Below are 16,296 nucleotides of genomic sequence, written 5' to 3'. Positions count from 1 at the left end.
AATCCAATTCCCTGTGGAGGGTTATGACTATCAATGTCCTACTTTTTTGACTTTGAAGCTGAGTTCACGGCTTCATTGCGCTGTATTCCAATGATTGTTCGCTACAAGCTGGATCTGTGTGGGGTCAAGCTGAAGTTGCTCCACTGGCATCAACTCTCCCAAGAGCAGCGGCAATGGCTTGTGGTGACTCCCTGTGACACTCCAGAAGATCAGGCACACTATCGCCAACAACTGCGAGATTGGGTGACCCACAATCATGGTGCCCCCCCCAGTGATTTAGAGATTCCCCAACCCTATCCTTGGGACATCACCACCGAACTGCCAGAGACCGTGCAACAACAACTGACCAAGGTATCCCACCACAGCCTGACGGTGGAGAAATGGGCGGCTCTGACTCCCCTACAACGCTTTGCCCTTGTGAAGCTCAGCCAGCCCGGCCATGAGAATCGCAATTTTTGGCCAGCATTGCAGGAATTTGGTCTGGCCTAGAAAGCTAGGACAGTTGTAGGGGCATTTTTCTGCCAAGGTAGTACAGAGTTGTACCAACGAGGGTGCCCACTAAGAAGCCTTGGGGCACACTGAGGGCGATCGCCCCCACCAAGAGGGTAATCATCCAATTTTCGGGCATGGGGGCTTGATCTTTAATAAAGCTCATGAGTACCCACGCTTCAAACAAAAGAATTACCCCCAAAATCGAAAGAGGAAAAATTTTCAGCAGTTTATCCACACTGGAACCAAAGAAGAGACCCAAGACAAGGTAGAGACTGCCATAGATCACCACCGCCCCACCCGTGCGGGCACCTAGGGCATAGTGTCCTGCTAAACCGCTACAGCCATGGCAGAGGGGGACACCACCAAAGAAGGGCAGGAGCAAGTTGGTGAGGCTATACGTGAGGCCAATTTGGCGAATCGAGAGGGGGCGATCGGGAAAGAGATCGTGGGCAGTTTGCTGGGTTGCAATCACTGCATTGGCGATCGACAGCGGCAACTGCGGCAGTGCCAATATCAGGAGTCCGGGAATCAAGGCCTGAGGCTCTAAAGACTGCACGTGGGGAAGCTGCCAAGCAACAGTTAAGTGCAATTCCGGATCAGCCAGCACCCGGCTCATAGCCACGCCCACGCCCAACAGCACCACCAGTAGGCCTGCGGGTCCCCCCTGTTCCTTCGGCAGTAGTAGCAAGATTAAAAAGCTGATGGCACCTAGGAGATAACCAAAGGCATCACCCGTGGGTAAATAGGTTTTGAGAGCAACGGCGGCCAAGGACAGTCCCAAGCCCAATTGACAGCCCCGCACCACCGGTTGGGGAATCCAGCGAGCCAGTCGGGTCAGGATCCCTGTGAGCGTCAACACCAGCATCATCGCTCCCACTATTAATCCTCCTGCCCAAAGGATGGAGCCGCTGAGTTTTTCCGTCATCACAATAACCGCCATGGCCTTGAGGGGTTGCATCGGCATAGGAAGGCCATAGAGTACCCCCGTGAGAATTTGTGCCACTCCAAACAAAGTGAAGACGCTAGCACTATCCAACTGGGCAGCCATGATAATCCCGACCAATAGGGGCAAATCCGTACCCAAATCCCCAAAACTGCCGCTAAGCTCTTGCCAATTAAAGCGCAGCCGCTCCCGCAACACGCTAGACCTTCTCCAGTATGGTTTGCAATTTCTGTAAGTGTTGAGCCACCCGACCACTGCGGAGGAGTTCGCTGCTGAGTGCGAGTCCGGAATTGAGACTATCGGCTTTGCCCCCCTGCCACAGGTAAAATCCACTATTCCAGATCACGGAGGTGGTGAGGGGCTGCTCTTCTGCGGCAAGAACGGCAGCCATCATTTTTGTAGCAGTCGTTGTCTCCTCTGGCCAAGGCACATTACTGCTCGCCATGCCATACTCTTGGGGATGCAGACGTAGGCGTTGCCAAGGATTATCTCCGTTACGCGCTAGGCCAATAATGGCGGTGCGTTCGCGGGGCAAATCACAACTGCCTTCAAGGCCTTTGACGGTAGTAAATTCGTGAACACCGTGGAGATAGAGGGCATCGCGCATGATCCCTTCCGTAGGCGGATGAACAAACCCTGCTACGAGGTGACTGCGCCCTTGGTAAGGATTCCAGATGAGTTCCAATGTGGCAATGGGAGGGCGTTTACCAATTTGCTCACGGTAGGGGACTAGCCCTTGGGCAGCAGGAAAGTGCCGCGGCAGATAAACAAAGCCTAAACCTGTTTGCTCTAGGCAATGGGTGATTTGTTCTAGGGTCAGGGTTGACCAGTCCACCCCTAGGCAGCGCCATAGATCAATAAGGGGAACGCCTTCCTTGGTGGGCATGCGATCGCCCCCATGTTGGAGGACAGGCAGTCCAGCAGCCGCCAAAACCAATGCTGTTAGAGGACTCAGGGGAAACGTGCGATCGCGACCATCGTAGGGTTGACTGAGGATCATGACTGGGTGACTGGTCTCAAGCGCTGGAATTTTCGGACCTAGCTCGTTGTACGTATCGAGCATTCCCGCCATCTCTTCCGGCGTGGGTCGCTTAATCCGATGGGCAATGAGAAACGCGCCAATTTGGGCTGGAGTTGCCACCTGTTCCAGCATCAGTCGCAACGCTAGGGCTGCCTCAGCACGGGTCAAATCCTTATGGGTGTGGGCACCACTGCCAACTTTTTTCAGGAGATCACGAAAGAGAGGACTCATGGGTAGCCTGCTGGCGGATCAAGGTGAGCAATTGGGCAACGGGCGGTAAGGTCAGGCGATCGCGGGTGGTAGTGGCCAACACCTGACGCGGGGGCGGTGGCGTGGTTAAATCACGAATCACGAGGGTGGGATCGTGGAGCGCTTCCTTGAGCGCTGAGCGCGGCAGCAAAGCCACCATTTCACTTTCGCGGATGACGGCAATAAACGCATCAGGGGTGTTGAGTTCTAGGGCGGGTTGCCAAGACAAGCCTCGGCGGCTAAATTCCTCGGCCACCAAGCGGCGCATGCCATAGCCATCCTTGAACACCACATGGGGAAAATTGGCCAATGCTGGCCATGTCAAGGTTTCGTTAGCTGCAAGGGGATGTTCAGCCGCCATTACCACTTGCACAGGTTCACTATACAGCGGTTCAATCACCCATTCCGACTGTTTGAGAAGATGGCGATCGCCCATGACAATGGCTAAATCCACTAAGCCATCCTGCAAGACTTTGAGGGCGCGATCGCTCCCTAGGGCCGTCACCCGCAACTGCATTTGGGGAAAGGCTTGGCAAAACGTCGGCAACAGCGCAGGCAAAAAGTAGCGGCAAATGGAGTGAATCGCAGCGATGCAGAGTTCCTGCTGCTGGCCATTTTGCATGGCTTTGAGTTCAGCATTGGCGGCTTGCCACTCCTGACAAATGCGATGGGCACGGCGCAAAAAGAGATCCCCTGCTACCGTCAATTTGGCGCGATTCGAGCGGTGCAAAAGTTGAATCCCCAAACTTTCTTCTAAGGCTTGGATTTGCCGACTAATCGTAGGCTGCGTCACCCCACACCGCCGCGCTGCCGCTTGGAAACTCCCCGTTTCAGCAACGGCCAAAAAAGATTGCAACTGATCAAGTCGCATAGTGCCTGCTGTGTTCTCCCGCTGCGTCGATACCGATTGATGCAATTGTGGCTCTCAATCTTATGCTACTTTCGCATAGTAAAGGGTGTTGATTGATACAGTTTCTTGAAAATTTCCTACAGCATACCCGCTTGGTTCCAGCATTAATCCCAATGATTGAATATTGTTATCAAAGATACAGAAATCTTGTCTCTTTTCCCTAAAGGCTTAAAAATGTTCTTTTTGCAAGTGGTGTGTGCTAATAATGATTCCAGAGATCACTGTCAAGCTGCTAAAAGCCAAGCAGGAGAAAGGTTTCACTTTTGCTGAATTAGGTAAACTGATTGGTCAGAGTGAAGTCTTCACAGCAGCGCTTTTTTATCGTCAAGCAACGGCTACAGCCGACCAAGTCAAGCAATTATCAGCAGCCCTAGAGCTGCCAGAATCCGAATTGACCGAACTAATGATTTATCCCGTTAAAGGTTTAGGTCCTACGGTGCCCACCGATCCCCTGATATACCGTTTTTACGAAATCATGCAGGTCTATGGCCTGCCCCTCAAGGACGTGATTCAAGAGAAATTTGGGGATGGAATCATGAGTGCCATTGATTTCACGCTAGATGTTGAAAAGATAGAGGATCCCGCTGGTGCAAGGGTTAAAGTGATCATGAACGGTAAGTTCTTGCCCTATAAAAAGTGGTAGCCATTACAGCATTTTGGGAGCGGCAACCTAGAATGAAAGTTTTTGGAACAAGTTGACCACGGGTAACGTCAATCCGGGAATCACCTCTTCAGTTCCCCGCACCACTAAGTTACGCTATAGTGGCAGTACCCTTGCAAAGTTTATGATGGATGTCGATCGCTGAGGAGTTCCGCCAACTGCAAACGCGCCTCTTGGAGTGCTGGGACGGGACAGAAACCTTTATTCCTGAACTGCCCAAAGGCCCCGGTGGCATTGAGCGCGATATTGTGGTGGTGCCATCCCTGAGTTTTCCCCAACCGGAGCTGGCAAAGATCACAGGCTACACCCACTATGAAGAGCGGCAACTTTATACGCTGATCCAGTTGCGGAATCCGCGTACCCGCATGATCTACGTTACGTCCCAGCCGCTGCACCCCAGCATTATTGACTATTATTTGGATTTGCTCCCCGGTGTACCAAGTTCCCATGCTCGCGATCGCCTGCTCCTGCTGGCTACCTACGATCGCTCCGATAAACCCCTGACCGCAAAAATTTTAGAACGGCCTCGCCTCTTGGAGCGCATTCGTCAAGCCCTGCGTCCCAACCAAGCTTACATGGTGTGTTTTAACTCCACCCCTTTGGAACGAGAACTGGCAGTACGCTTAGGCATTCCCCTCTATTCGACGGATCCCGATCTCCTCTACTGGGGAACCAAGGCTGGCAGTCGGGAACTCTTTGCAGCAGCAGGCATTCCCCATCCGATTGGTACTGGTTTTTTACAGGGTGTGCCAGATCTGGTGCGGGCGATCGCCCACCTACAGGCAAAATTTCCCCACCTCCAGCGGTTAGTGGTCAAACTCAATGAGGCTTTCTCTGGGGAAGGTAATGCTCTATTGGATTTACGACCACTGCAACCCGTAGGCAATCCCGAAGCCCCCGACCACCTCCAGCGGATTGAGAATAGCCTAGAGAGCATGGACTTTCAGGCGCCAAATGAGACGTGGGTCTCCTATCGGCAGCGATTTATGGAGCTGGGGGGAATTGTCGAAGCCTTTGTGGAAGGCGCTGTCAAGCGATCGCCTAGTGTTCAAGGCTGTATTACTCCCAAGGGCAGTGTTGAAATTGTCTCCACCCATGAACAGTTACTCAATGCCCCCAGCGGTCAAATTTTCATTGGCTGTGAATTTCCTGCCCATGCCGACTATCGCCAACCCCTCCAAGAGCTAGGGCAAAAGGTAGGCCTGTATTTAGCCCAGCAGGGGGTAATTGGCTGTTTTGGCGTCGATGTTGTTGCAACCCAAACAACAGAAGGGTGGGAACTCTATGCGATTGAAATTAACCTGCGCAAGGGGGGAACCACGCACCCCTTCATGACCTTAAAATTTCTCACCGATGGCCACTATGAGTTAGCGTCTGGACTGTTTTACAGCAAGCACCGCCGTCCCAAGTATTACATTGCCTCCGATAACCTCTGCCAACCCCACTATCGCGGCCTCCTGCCCAATGATCTCCTAGATATGATTGCCCGCTACCATCTTCACTTTGACTCCAGTACAGAAACGGGCACCGTCTTTCACCTCATGGGGGCACTCTCGGAATTTGGCAAGCTGGGACTGGTGAGTATTGGCAACACTCCCGAAGAAGCCCAAGCCATCTACAACCAAACCATTGGCGTTCTCGATGCTGCGGCGCTATAAGTCCCTAATGTGCCCACCCCCCGCATAGACAGGGGTCTGAGAATCTCGTTACAATTGGCAACGTTCACTGTGAAGAGCAGCCTGTAGGGAAAATCCAGTGCAAGTCTGGTGCTGTGCCGCAGCTGTGATGGGGATCTCCCCTCAGCCAGAATGCCTACTTGCTGTGGTTCACTCTATTTGCCTGCGTCGCACGGGCATGGAGTTTCAACGTGGTTGTTGCACTCAACGATTCCCTTCTCAATCCCCTCGGGTTTAGTCTCGATTTACCCCCCCTGCCGCAACCGCGGCCGCTTTTACTCGTGGGTCATGGTACGCGCGATCCTGAAGGTCGTCAAACATTTCTTGACTTTGCCCAAGCCTATTATCAACTGGATCCCTGTCGGCCTGTTTTTCCCTGTTTTCTGGAGTTAACGGAACCCTCGATTTTTGAGGTTCTCAGCCAGTGTGCTGCCGCAGGCCCTACAGAGTTGTCGGTGCTGCCAGTGTTACTTTTTGCTGCTCGCCACAATAAGTTTGACGTGACGAATGAGTTGGATCGGGCGCGGCGTGCTTTTCCACAATTGCGCTATCACTATGGCCGCCACTATGGTATTGCCCCCGAAATTTTAACCCTCTGGCGATCGCGCCTCGAACTCTTGGACTCACCGGAATTTAACCCCCAAGGCATTGGTCGCGAGGAAACGGTGCTCTTGGTCGTCGGACGCGGGTCTAGTGATCCTGACGCCAATGGCGATGTCTTTAAGCTAGCCCGCATGCTCTGGGAGGGCAGTGGCTATAAGACCGTTGAGGTGTGCTTCATTGGTATTACCCATCCCCGCTTACCCGAAGGATTTGTGCGGGCAAATCTTCACCAGCCCCGCCGTGTCATTGTCCTGCCCCACTTTATGTTTACAGGGGCATTGGTCAAGAAAATTTATACCCTCACTGCGGAAGCTCAAGCGGCGTATCCCAGTGTTGAATACGTGAACTTGCCGGAAATTGGCTTGCATCCGCAACTGTTTTATCTGACGCGGCAACGGGAAATTGAAACCCATACAGGGCAGGTGGCCATGAACTGTGAAGCCTGCAAATTCCGTTTGGTGGCAGGCCATAGCCATCATCACCCCCATCATCATGATCATGAGCACCACTCCCACAGCTATGATCACAGGGGGCATCACCACCACCATGGATCAAGTGCTGATTTAGACCATCTGCCGAGTTATCACCAACGCATTTGGCAAGTTCCCTGAGCATCGCTCCCCAGCGAAAATGCTAGAGTAAAGATAATTGCTACTTTTTCTCAAGCTTGGATGGGGCTTGTCTATGCGCATTAAATATCCTCCCCAGACGGTTGATCGGGTATTAATTTTCGATACCACCCTGCGGGACGGTGAACAGTCTCCGGGTGCATCGCTGAATGTGGATGAAAAACTGACGATCGCCCGCCAACTGGCTCGACTAGGGGTGGATATTATTGAAGCGGGGTTTCCCTTTGCCAGCGCCGGTGACTTTGAAGCGGTGCAGCGAATTGCCGAAACCATCGGCACCGAAACGGGACCTGTGATCTGTGGCCTTGCCCGCGCCACTTGCCAAGATATTGAAGCAGCAGCTAAAGCCCTCAAGCCCGCCTACTATCCCCGCATTCACACCTTCATTGCCACATCGGATATTCACCTTGAGTACAAGCTCAAGAAAACCCGTGCTGAGGTACTAGAAATTGCCCCCGAAATGGTGGCCTATGCCAAGTCCTTTGTGGATGATGTCGAGTTTTCCCCGGAGGATGCTGGCCGTTCCGACCCTGAATTTCTTTACCAAGTCATCGAGCGGGTCATTGACGCCGGTGCAACAACGATTAACATTCCTGACACTGTGGGGTACACCACCCCTGCCGAGTTTGGTGCCCTGATCAAAGGCATTAAGGAAAATGTCCCCAACATCGATCGCGCCGTGATTTCCGTTCATGGTCACAATGACTTGGGGCTAGCCGTAGCCAATTTCCTGGAAGCTGTGAAAAATGGCGCGCGCCAACTGGAGTGTACCATTAATGGCATTGGTGAGCGGGCTGGTAATGCTGCCCTCGAAGAATTAGTGATGGCACTCCATGTGCGGCGGCAGTACTTCAATCCCTTCCTAGGCCGTCCACCTGAATCAGAAGCCCCCCTGACCAATATCAATACCCGCGAAATCTACAAAACCTCCCGCCTAGTCTCGAATCTGACCGGGATGCTGATTCAACCCAACAAGGCGATCGTCGGTGCCAATGCCTTTGCCCATCAATCGGGGATTCACCAAGACGGCGTCCTCAAGCACAAGCAAACCTATGAAATTATGGATGCCCAGCTCATTGGCCTTGCTGATAATCAAATTGTGTTGGGCAAGCTCTCTGGCCGCAATGCCTTTGCCACCCGTCTGCGGGAATTGGGCTTTGAACTCAGTGAAACGGAACTGAATAAAGCCTTTTTGCGCTTTAAGGATCTCGCTGACAAGAAAAAAGAAATTACTGACTGGGATTTAGAGGCGATTGCCAAGGATGAAACCCAAGGGATTGATTTGCGGGGCTATCAACTGGAATTTGTCCAAGTCTCCTGTGGCGATCACGCCCGTCCCACGGCAACGGTTACCGTACGTACCCCCAGTGGCGAAGAATTGACCGATGCAGCGATTGGTACAGGCCCTGTGGATGCCGTTTATCGCGCCATTAACCGAGTGGTGCAAATTCCCAATCGCCTTATTGAATACTCGGTGCAATCAGTCACCGCGGGAATTGATGCCATGGGTGAAGTCACCATTCGGCTCCAGCACGAAGACCGTATCTATTCCGGCCATGCAGCCAACACGGATATCATCGTCGCTTCTGCCCAAGCCTACATGAATGCCCTCAACCGCCTCTACCGCAGTCTGGAACAACGGGCGTTACACCCCCAAGCCTAGGTAGCAATGACGGAGTCCACTGCTAAGCCCTTGGAAGCCGATGGGGTCTATCTATGCCCTGTCTGTCGCCACGGTCAAATTGCACCGATGGTACTCATGGATACCTATGCCTGTAACTTTTGCCGTCATATTCTCAGCTTGGATTTTAGCCATCAAACAGCGCGGCTCGAAGACAGTGCCATGACCTTTCGCTGGCAATGGACAGGTACTAACTGGCGATCGCTAAACACACCGCCTGTCAGCCTCACCTATACCGCCGTGATTTTGGCCATTTTATTGATTACTTTGCCACCCGCCCTGATTTGGCTGGGTTATCAAATTTTTCCCCCCCTTAGTAGCGAACCGCGTGCCCATTGGTTTCCCCTCTTTTGGGTTGGCCTGACCTTCTGTGCCCACTTGTTGATAATTCTGCGAATTTTTGCTGGGCTGTTACCCACCCCTTTTTTGCGGATTCCCTTTAGGCAGCGTTCTTCTTAGCCTACCCCACTGACACTGACTGCGGAAGCGAGGGTGAAGGTATGGCCAAAACTGCCACCTCTGCACTTTTAGGTACACGAACACCATTCACTACTAGACCGATCACTTTATCCTTAAGCCCTAAATCATATTCCTTAAGTGCCTTAGTGAACGCATCCTTTCTGGTTTGACCCAAGCGGACAACAAATAGCGCCTGATCCACACTTTCTAGCAAGGAATTAGTTTCTGAATAGTGTCCTGTTGGCGCTGTGTCAATAATCACTAGATCAAACGCTTCCCGTATAGACGCAAGAAACAAATGCCACTGGTGAGAACTCAGTAAACTAATTGGCTCTTGTTGACAGTGCCCTGCGGTCAATACCCAAAGTTTTTCAGGATGAGTCTCAAAAAGATCCATCCAATTAGGAAGAGGAAGCACTCCCATCAACAACTCAGCAAGACCTGAGGTATTAGCAATTCCCAACACTTGATGCAAGCCAGGCTGACGAAAATTAGCATCCACAAGCAAAACCCGTTGACCAACAGTAGCCGCGGCAAGGGCTAAATAAGTCGCGATTGTCGTTCGCCCCTCTCCTGACTGAGCAGAGGTCACAGCGAGTACTTGCTGCATGCCTAATTGCCTTAAGTGAGTGAGGAGAAAATAAAAACTTTCCCTAAATATAGGTGCTGCCCCTGCAAGGTGATTCTGCAACCCCCAAAGCGCTAGGGGAGCTTCTAGACGTGTAAAAGAATACTGATCAAACTCCTGAGTGAAGGGGATTTGTCCAGCGATCGGCAGTCGCGTATTTTGTTGCACTTGTTTGACTTCCAAGAAGCGTGAATCCATCAAATCTAAAAGAAGCGCTAACACTACCCCAGCTGCGGTTCCTAGAATCAAAGCAATAGCCAATGCGACGGATAGTCGGATCGTAACTTTGTATTGTTCTATATCATCGATATCCGATAATAGACGCCATGTGAAATCCTGCTGAGCAATTTGTAATTGGAGTGATTGTCGTGTTTGCAGAAGCAGCTGTAGAGACTGCTGCACCGCTGCCATCCGTTGTTCAATTTTACGATAAGGATGAGCCAGTCGTGTGACTCGTGCTAATTCATTTCGAACTCTTGCGATCTGACGGGATAGCTCAACATCCATTCGTTCTAAGGATTCCAGCTCGATTTTAGCCTCAAGATACTTGCCAATCAACCCTTCTGAAACAGTGCTTTGATAACCAATTAGGTTCTCAGGATTGGCCACTTGATTGCGCTGAGCAATTTGCTGTGCTTCCCGCTTAATTTGAGCAAGCAGTAATTGTCTTTCTTCCTCAAGACTCCGTACAGTTGGTGAATTCGCTTGTAAGCGACCTAATTCTTCCGCTAAACGCTTTTCTGTGTCCGTAAGGGTAGTCAGTAAGTTAGTGTAATTAGTCGAGGTACTGAGGTTAGAAGCCACAAGCGCTTCCGCAGGAGACATCCGTAGCTGTGCATTGAGCGCGTCGAACGTTTGGCGTGTAAATTCTATTTTTGAGTCATTTTCATTTTTTGCTGTCAATATATTAGCCAGTTGCATTCGATAGAGGTCAGAATCACTGCCACCCCCTCCTGCTGTCATCCCCCCTGCGCTAGAGCTACTGATAGAATCAGGGCGCAAAACTTGATTTTCAGTACGGAATTGGTTTAACTGATCCTCCAAGTCATCAATCTGGTTAAGAGTTTTTTGGATTTCCTGATTAACGTACCGCAAGTTTTGGAAAATTTTTTCTTGTTTTTCTGCTTCATTAAATCGCGTCAATTCTTCAGAAATTAAATCTAGAGCACTATTCACCTTGCTTCTGTCGTTTGCTGTAAAAGTTACTTGAATAACTTTGGCATTAGCACTATTAGAAAAAAGACGAGAATTACTGGGTACTTCAATTTGAATACTTCGACGGAAAGACTCATAGCTATAATTTTCAGAATTTAAGTCAGGATTTCTTTCTAGGAACTTTTCGTACAGTTGCCTCAGGACGAGATCACTGCTGAGGATTTGCACAAGAGTAGTCGTATCCCCGGCTGTATCACCAGAGGGGAGTGGCAAACTTGGAATTGATTGAATAAGTCCACGAATAGACTCTAAGCTAGTGCCCGACCTCCCTCCGAGCGGCCTAATCGCCTCGACCTGTAAAGAGATAGTATGCTGATAGCTTCTTAGAAATAAATAGTAGTAGCCTAAATAGAGCACAGCTGTGGCAATCCCCAGAATCGTTGCTGGTTTCCAACGCCGCTTGAACCCTGACAGCAGTTCTCCAATGGTAATTTTATCAACAGTAATGGGCTGTAGAAGGCTTTCTGAATCATCATCAGGAGTATTAGGAAAAGTGCGTTCCTGGTCAAAGCTGCCATTCGTATAAGAATTATCCGCAGACATGAACGTAAACCTCAGTATAGTTAAATCGTAATTTGATAAAACTCACAGTACCACTCAATAAATCGCTGCACGCCTATCTCAACAGGAGTTGTGGGTTCGTAGCCTGTGTCTGCCTTAAGGTCGAGTACATCCGCATAGGTATCGGGGACATCGCCCGGTTGCAGAGGTAAAAGATTCACTTGTGCTTTTTTCCCAAGGTAGGTTTCTAAGAGTTCAATATAGCGTAGTAGTTCGACGGGGCGGTGGGCACCAATGTTGTAAACACGCCAAGGTGCGAGACTGGTGGCCGGATCAGGATTTTCGCCACTCCATGAAGGGTTGGATGTGGCAGGTCGATCCAGCACCCGAAGAATGCCCTCGACAATGTCATCGATGTAGGTGAAATCACGACGGTGCTTGCCATAGTTAAAGACAGGCAATGGTTCATTATTCAAGATGGCTTTCGTAAACTTAAAGAGCGCCATGTCGGGTCGCCCCCATGGACCATAGACGGTAAAAAAGCGCAGCCCAGTGGTGGGCAGGCTATAGAGGTAGCTGTAGGTATGTGCCATTAATTCATTGGCTTTCTTGGTGGCTGCATAGAGACTCAAGGGATGATCAACGTTGTCGTGCACAGAAAAGGGGAGTGTCTTATTGGCACCATAGACACTGGAGCTACTGGCATAGACCAAATGCTCGACTTGATGGTGTCGACAGGCTTCAAGGATATGGATAAACCCGACAATATTGCTATCAATATAGGCTAATGGGTTTTCAATGGAGTAGCGTACACCGGCTTGTGCTGCCAAGTGGATGACCCGTTGGGGGGCAAAGTCTGTAAAGAGTTGGTTCACCTCTGTGCGATCTACGAGGTCAATTTTTCTGAATACAAATTGATCACCTGCTGTGAAAGGGTTGAGTCGCTCAAGGCGAGCTTTCTTGAGATTGACGTCATAGTAGTCGTTCAGATTATCGAGACCAATCACGCGATCGCCCCGCTTGAGAAGCTCTAATGCCACAGCATTGCCGATAAACCCCGCCACACCAGTGACTAAAATATCCATCTCTAGTGCCTCTTGTCATTAAAACTTTCTAAAGGCGACCATCCACCTCTTCTTTGGGCAATACCCATTTCACATCATAGAGAACTCCCGGCGTTTTTAAGAGCTTTTTAATGCCAACACAGCCCATTTCGTAGAACTGCTGGTGGGCAACAGCAATAATGATGCCATCCCAATGAGAAGGCTGTAGCTGCTGAATAGGAGTTATTCCATACTCTGCCTCGGCCTGCTGGGGATCAACCAAAGGATCATAAACATCAACCTGTAAACCATAACTTTGAAGTTCTTTAATAATGTCAATGACACGTGTATTCCGCAAGTCAGGACAATTTTCCTTAAAAGTCAAACCCATTACTAGAATACGAGCGTTAGATAAAATAATTCCTTTTATAGCAAGCAACTTAAGAAACTGTGCTGCCACGTAAAAGCCCATATTGTCGTTTATACGACGGCCAGCCAGAATCAATTCGGGATGATAGTTATGGGCGATCGCCTTATAGGTTAGATAGTAAGGATCAACGCCAATGCAGTGGCCACCCACTAAGCCAGGACGAAAAGGCAAAAAGTTCCATTTTGTACTTGCGGCGGCTAGCACTTCTTCAGTATCAATTCCTAATAGATGAAAAATAATAGATAGCTCATTCACAAAAGCAATATTAATGTCTCGTTGAATATTTTCAATTACCTTTGCTGCTTCGGCCACTCTAATTGAACTTGCCTTGTGTGTTCCCGCTGGAATAATTGATGCATATAGACGATCAACCAAATCAGCAACTTCAGGTGTTGAACCAGAGGTAACCTTTTTAATTGTGGTTAAACGATGATTATGATCCCCTGGATTTATTCGTTCAGGGCTGTAACCAACAAAGAAATCTTGATTAAATCTTAGTTTAGATTCCTGCTCAAGAATCGGAACACAAACTTCTTCTGTTACACCCGGATAAACAGTAGATTCATAAATGACTATAGATTGAGGTGATAAAACCTGACCAACACTCTTGGAAGCTTTTCTTAAAGGTTCAAGATCTGGAACCTTGTAATAATCTATTGGAGTGGGAACAGAAATAACAAAAATGTTACATTTTCTTAAATCTTCGAGACATGTTGTGTACATTAGTAAGTAACATGATTGCAAATCATCCTCGCTAACTTCTCCTGTTCTGTCATATCCCTGCTTAAGTTCAGCGATACGTTGGTCATCAATATCATAACCGATGGTGTAATACTTCTTCCCAAATTCAACGGCCAAAGGAAGACCAACATAACCTAGGCCAATCACAGCAATCTTAAAAGCATTAGAAATATCAAGCATGATGCACTCACCTTCACTACTTTGGGCATCTTTCACTTTTGTGAAAAGAATTGCAATATTCTGAGAAGACTAAAATGAACTAAAGAATTTGAGGTATTGAGCATTGATTTTTTTGACATCAAATAACTCTACAGCCATTTGATAGCTATGATATCCCATTGAAGGAATCAAGCTAGGCTGTTCAATAAACTTTTGCATCGCAGTTATCAAAGCATTGACATCCCGAGGGGGAATAACATAACCATTATAGCCGTCAATAACGGTTTCGCGGCAACCTGGCGCGTCTGTAGTAATCACCGGTCGACCCATAGCCATTGCTTCTTGCGTACTGCGGGGAACGCCCTCACGGTAGGAAGGTAAGACAAACACACTAGTACTGGGTAGATACTCTTTGATGTTAACAAAGCCAAACCACTCAACTATACCAAGCTCGATAAATTCCTTAATTTGTGCTTCAGATAAGCTCCCTGGATTGGTATCCAATCCACCAATTAACCAAAATCTAACTTGAGGATACAGAGATTTTAAGTATTTAGATGCCTCTAAAAACTCTAATACTCCCTTTTCAATGAGTAATCTTGCAACTAAAGTAAATGTTAGTGGACTAAAAAAAGGCTCGCAATACGACCATTCTTTAAGATTAACACCTGTTCCTTTAATGATTAGGGTTTTACAAGGAGCTAGGTTGCATGCTTGAGTAATTTCATGACAGTCATCTTTATTTTGAAAGATAATTTTATCTGCAATAGGTAAACATATCTTGTACAAAAAAACGAGAATATTCTTCAATTTTTTTGATTTAAATTGATGATCAGGAGTAAATGCATAGCCTAAGCCCGTGAATAAGGCAGAGCGAAATTTCATATCAACAAATTTCGAGGCTAGTAGTCCCCAAATAATTGGCTTCGAGCTAATAGCCAAGAGACTATCGGCATTAATTTGTTTCATTATTGCAATGATAGAGAAGAGAGATTTAATATCTTCCCAAGGGTTAGTACCATTACGAACAAGGTAAAAATGATGACATATCGCACCCATTTCACTTAGTTTTGAAATTTCTGCTTCTGTATAATCTGGAGCCAAGCAATGAACCTCGGTACCTGTATAAATCAATTCTAAAATCAAATCTCTTCTGAAATTAATTAACATCTGAGCATTATTGCAAATCAATATCAATGACAATCCATTTAGCTTGGGTGTTCTATAGCGATCTTTAATTTCCATCTTAAATAAAAGGATACATGCGATAGGGTAACCACGCAAAAGCATGATCAGCAAATTGGAGCCATACCCATAGTACTAAAAAACTGTAACCAAGCACTAAAAGCATCCACCGATAAAATATTTCTCGACCTTGAGTGAGAAAGAGGTAGGGCAGAGTTCCTAGAACATAGATCTGAATAGGTATTAGGTACAGCGCAAGGCGATCGGCAGCAGTTGAAGAACCTGTCAACAAGAGTGCAAAAGAAAAAATCACTAGCCAAGATAAAGCGAGATAAACTTTTGAAGAAGTTCTAAAGAAGTTACACCCTGTATAGTATTCAATCAGAAAAATAGTTGCAGGCAAGAGATTCATAGTTAGCCGAATTAAAGCGCCCGAAGATGACATTCCTGCTCCGATATAGTAAACCAAAAATTTGTCACTGATGTTAGTAATAGCAATTGCACCAGCTAGAGCTATCAGTAATAATAATGATATAACTAAGATATTAATTATTTTTCCTGTTTTTAGTGCGTCAAATAAAGACACTAATATCGGCACTAATATCAGAAATATTGCTGTCTTATGAAAGAGTAATGCCAAAATAAAAAATAGAGTCGAACTTATTTTTCTATTGGATTCTAACGCCATTAGTGCTAGTAGCTCTAAAGCGATCGCTCCTGCTTGCCGAGTATATCCCATTGCTACAACAGTCGTTAAGTATGGGAAAGCAACCGTTAAACCTAAGTAAGGATTTTTCAGTTTTTGACAAAAAGTAAATAAGCAGCTTGTATAAATCACTGCAACACATAAATTTACAAAATAAATTTCTTGATTAAGAGCAGCAGCAATCTTATTAATCCAGTGATATGCAGGGTCACCAAGTAATGCTTCAAAGCCTATCCATGGCTCATATCTAGAAGCTTCTAGTATATTTATATACTGAAACCAGTCTCCACCAACTTCAAATCTCAGACCAATAAAAGCAACATAAATACCAAAGAGAAATATCCAATACCACTTTGGCATTTCT

General features: G+C 47.8%; 14 protein-coding genes and 1 riboswitch. Of the genes, 6 read left to right on the top strand and 8 right to left on the bottom strand.

What is annotated here, in order from left to right:
• Positions 1–33: 33 nt before the first annotated feature.
• The gene (locus tag NBE99_RS12855; RefSeq protein WP_250682434.1) at positions 34–489 is read left to right on the top strand and encodes a nitrate reductase associated protein; all 456 of its coding nucleotides are present in this window, start codon (positions 34–36) and stop codon (positions 487–489) included.
• 4 nt (positions 490–493) lie between these two features.
• On the opposite strand, the gene NBE99_RS12850 is transcribed toward NBE99_RS12855, so the two are convergent.
• The 3 genes from NBE99_RS12850 to NBE99_RS12840 are packed head-to-tail and all read right to left on the bottom strand — an operon-like array spanning position 494 to position 3,576.
• Positions 494–1,633: a putative sulfate/molybdate transporter gene (locus NBE99_RS12850; protein ID WP_250682433.1), complete on the bottom strand. Its 1,140-nt coding sequence runs from the start codon at positions 1,631–1,633 to the stop codon at positions 494–496.
• Position 1,634: 1 nt separating this feature from the next.
• Positions 1,635–2,687 (bottom strand): anthranilate phosphoribosyltransferase family protein, encoded by a 1,053-nt coding sequence (locus tag NBE99_RS12845; RefSeq protein ID WP_250682432.1) that lies wholly within the window; start codon positions 2,685–2,687, stop codon positions 1,635–1,637.
• Entirely contained in the window at positions 2,668–3,576 is a 909-nt protein-coding gene (locus tag NBE99_RS12840; RefSeq protein ID WP_250682431.1) for a LysR family transcriptional regulator, read from the bottom strand. Before NBE99_RS12840 ends, NBE99_RS12845 begins: the two co-directional genes overlap by 20 nt.
• Positions 3,577–3,820: 244 nt before the next feature.
• On the opposite strand from NBE99_RS12840, the gene cynS reads away from it, so the two are divergent.
• The 5 genes from cynS to NBE99_RS12815 all read left to right on the top strand — a co-directional run bounded on the left by cynS (position 3,821) and on the right by NBE99_RS12815 (position 9,324).
• Positions 3,821–4,258 carry a cyanase gene (gene cynS / locus NBE99_RS12835; RefSeq protein WP_250682430.1) on the top strand — a complete coding sequence of 146 codons (438 nt, stop codon included), beginning with the start codon at positions 3,821–3,823 and terminating at the stop codon, positions 4,256–4,258.
• A 149-nt stretch (positions 4,259–4,407) separates the two neighbouring features.
• Positions 4,408–5,934: a peptide ligase PGM1-related protein gene (locus NBE99_RS12830; RefSeq protein WP_250682429.1), complete on the top strand. Its 1,527-nt coding sequence runs from the start codon at positions 4,408–4,410 to the stop codon at positions 5,932–5,934.
• A 35-nt stretch (positions 5,935–5,969) separates the two neighbouring features.
• Positions 5,970–6,111, top strand: a riboswitch (cobalamin riboswitch).
• A gap of 32 nt (positions 6,112–6,143) precedes the next feature.
• Positions 6,144–7,166 (top strand): sirohydrochlorin chelatase, encoded by a 1,023-nt coding sequence (locus NBE99_RS12825; protein ID WP_250682428.1) that lies wholly within the window; start codon positions 6,144–6,146, stop codon positions 7,164–7,166.
• Positions 7,167–7,239: 73 nt separating this feature from the next.
• On the top strand, positions 7,240–8,847 hold the full coding sequence (locus tag NBE99_RS12820) for a 2-isopropylmalate synthase (protein ID WP_250682427.1): 1,608 nt from the start codon (positions 7,240–7,242) through the stop codon (positions 8,845–8,847).
• Between the two features lie 6 nt (positions 8,848–8,853).
• Positions 8,854–9,324, top strand: coding sequence for a hypothetical protein (locus tag NBE99_RS12815; RefSeq protein ID WP_250682426.1), 471 nt, complete (start codon positions 8,854–8,856; stop codon positions 9,322–9,324).
• A 1-nt stretch (position 9,325) separates the two neighbouring features.
• On the opposite strand, the gene NBE99_RS12810 is transcribed toward NBE99_RS12815, so the two are convergent.
• From NBE99_RS12810 to NBE99_RS12790, 5 genes are all read right to left on the bottom strand, one after another.
• Positions 9,326–11,710: a polysaccharide biosynthesis tyrosine autokinase gene (locus NBE99_RS12810; RefSeq protein ID WP_250682425.1), complete on the bottom strand. Its 2,385-nt coding sequence runs from the start codon at positions 11,708–11,710 to the stop codon at positions 9,326–9,328.
• Between the two features lie 20 nt (positions 11,711–11,730).
• Positions 11,731–12,753, bottom strand: coding sequence for an NAD-dependent epimerase (locus NBE99_RS12805; RefSeq protein WP_250682424.1), 1,023 nt, complete (start codon positions 12,751–12,753; stop codon positions 11,731–11,733).
• 28 nt (positions 12,754–12,781) lie between these two features.
• Positions 12,782–14,062, bottom strand: coding sequence for a Vi polysaccharide biosynthesis UDP-N-acetylglucosamine C-6 dehydrogenase TviB (gene tviB, locus NBE99_RS12800; RefSeq protein WP_250683741.1), 1,281 nt, complete (start codon positions 14,060–14,062; stop codon positions 12,782–12,784).
• A gap of 69 nt (positions 14,063–14,131) precedes the next feature.
• Positions 14,132–15,286: a glycosyltransferase family 4 protein gene (locus NBE99_RS12795; protein ID WP_250682423.1), complete on the bottom strand. Its 1,155-nt coding sequence runs from the start codon at positions 15,284–15,286 to the stop codon at positions 14,132–14,134.
• Between the two features lies 1 nt (position 15,287).
• The gene (locus NBE99_RS12790) at positions 15,288–16,292 is read right to left on the bottom strand and encodes an EpsG family protein (RefSeq protein ID WP_250682422.1); all 1,005 of its coding nucleotides are present in this window, start codon (positions 16,290–16,292) and stop codon (positions 15,288–15,290) included.
• Positions 16,293–16,296: the final 4 nt, after the last annotated feature.

Source organism: Thermosynechococcus sp. HN-54 (assembly GCF_023650955.1).
Taxonomy (GTDB): Bacteria; Cyanobacteriota; Cyanobacteriia; order Thermosynechococcales; family Thermosynechococcaceae; genus Thermosynechococcus.
This window is presented reverse-complemented; position numbering and strand designations above follow the sequence as displayed.

What these genes read in the sequence shown, in the direction of transcription:
- NBE99_RS12805 (WP_250682424.1), bottom strand. Translation starts at nt 12,753, where the DNA reads ATGGATATTTTAGTCACTGGTGTGGCGGGGTTTATCGGCAATGCTGTG.
- NBE99_RS12830 (WP_250682429.1), top strand. Translation starts at nt 4,408, where the DNA reads ATGTCGATCGCTGAGGAGTTCCGCCAACTGCAAACGCGCCTCTTGGAG.
- NBE99_RS12820 (WP_250682427.1), top strand. Translation starts at nt 7,240, where the DNA reads ATGCGCATTAAATATCCTCCCCAGACGGTTGATCGGGTATTAATTTTC.
- NBE99_RS12810 (WP_250682425.1), bottom strand. Translation starts at nt 11,710, where the DNA reads ATGTCTGCGGATAATTCTTATACGAATGGCAGCTTTGACCAGGAACGC.
- NBE99_RS12845 (WP_250682432.1), bottom strand. Translation starts at nt 2,687, where the DNA reads ATGAGTCCTCTCTTTCGTGATCTCCTGAAAAAAGTTGGCAGTGGTGCC.
- tviB (WP_250683741.1), bottom strand. Translation starts at nt 14,062, where the DNA reads ATGCTTGATATTTCTAATGCTTTTAAGATTGCTGTGATTGGCCTAGGT.
- NBE99_RS12815 (WP_250682426.1), top strand. Translation starts at nt 8,854, where the DNA reads ATGACGGAGTCCACTGCTAAGCCCTTGGAAGCCGATGGGGTCTATCTA.
- NBE99_RS12855 (WP_250682434.1), top strand. Translation starts at nt 34, where the DNA reads ATGTCCTACTTTTTTGACTTTGAAGCTGAGTTCACGGCTTCATTGCGC.
- NBE99_RS12795 (WP_250682423.1), bottom strand. Translation starts at nt 15,286, where the DNA reads ATGGAAATTAAAGATCGCTATAGAACACCCAAGCTAAATGGATTGTCA.
- NBE99_RS12840 (WP_250682431.1), bottom strand. Translation starts at nt 3,576, where the DNA reads ATGCGACTTGATCAGTTGCAATCTTTTTTGGCCGTTGCTGAAACGGGG.
- NBE99_RS12790 (WP_250682422.1), bottom strand. Translation starts at nt 16,292, where the DNA reads ATGCCAAAGTGGTATTGGATATTTCTCTTTGGTATTTATGTTGCTTTT.
- cynS (WP_250682430.1), top strand. Translation starts at nt 3,821, where the DNA reads ATGATTCCAGAGATCACTGTCAAGCTGCTAAAAGCCAAGCAGGAGAAA.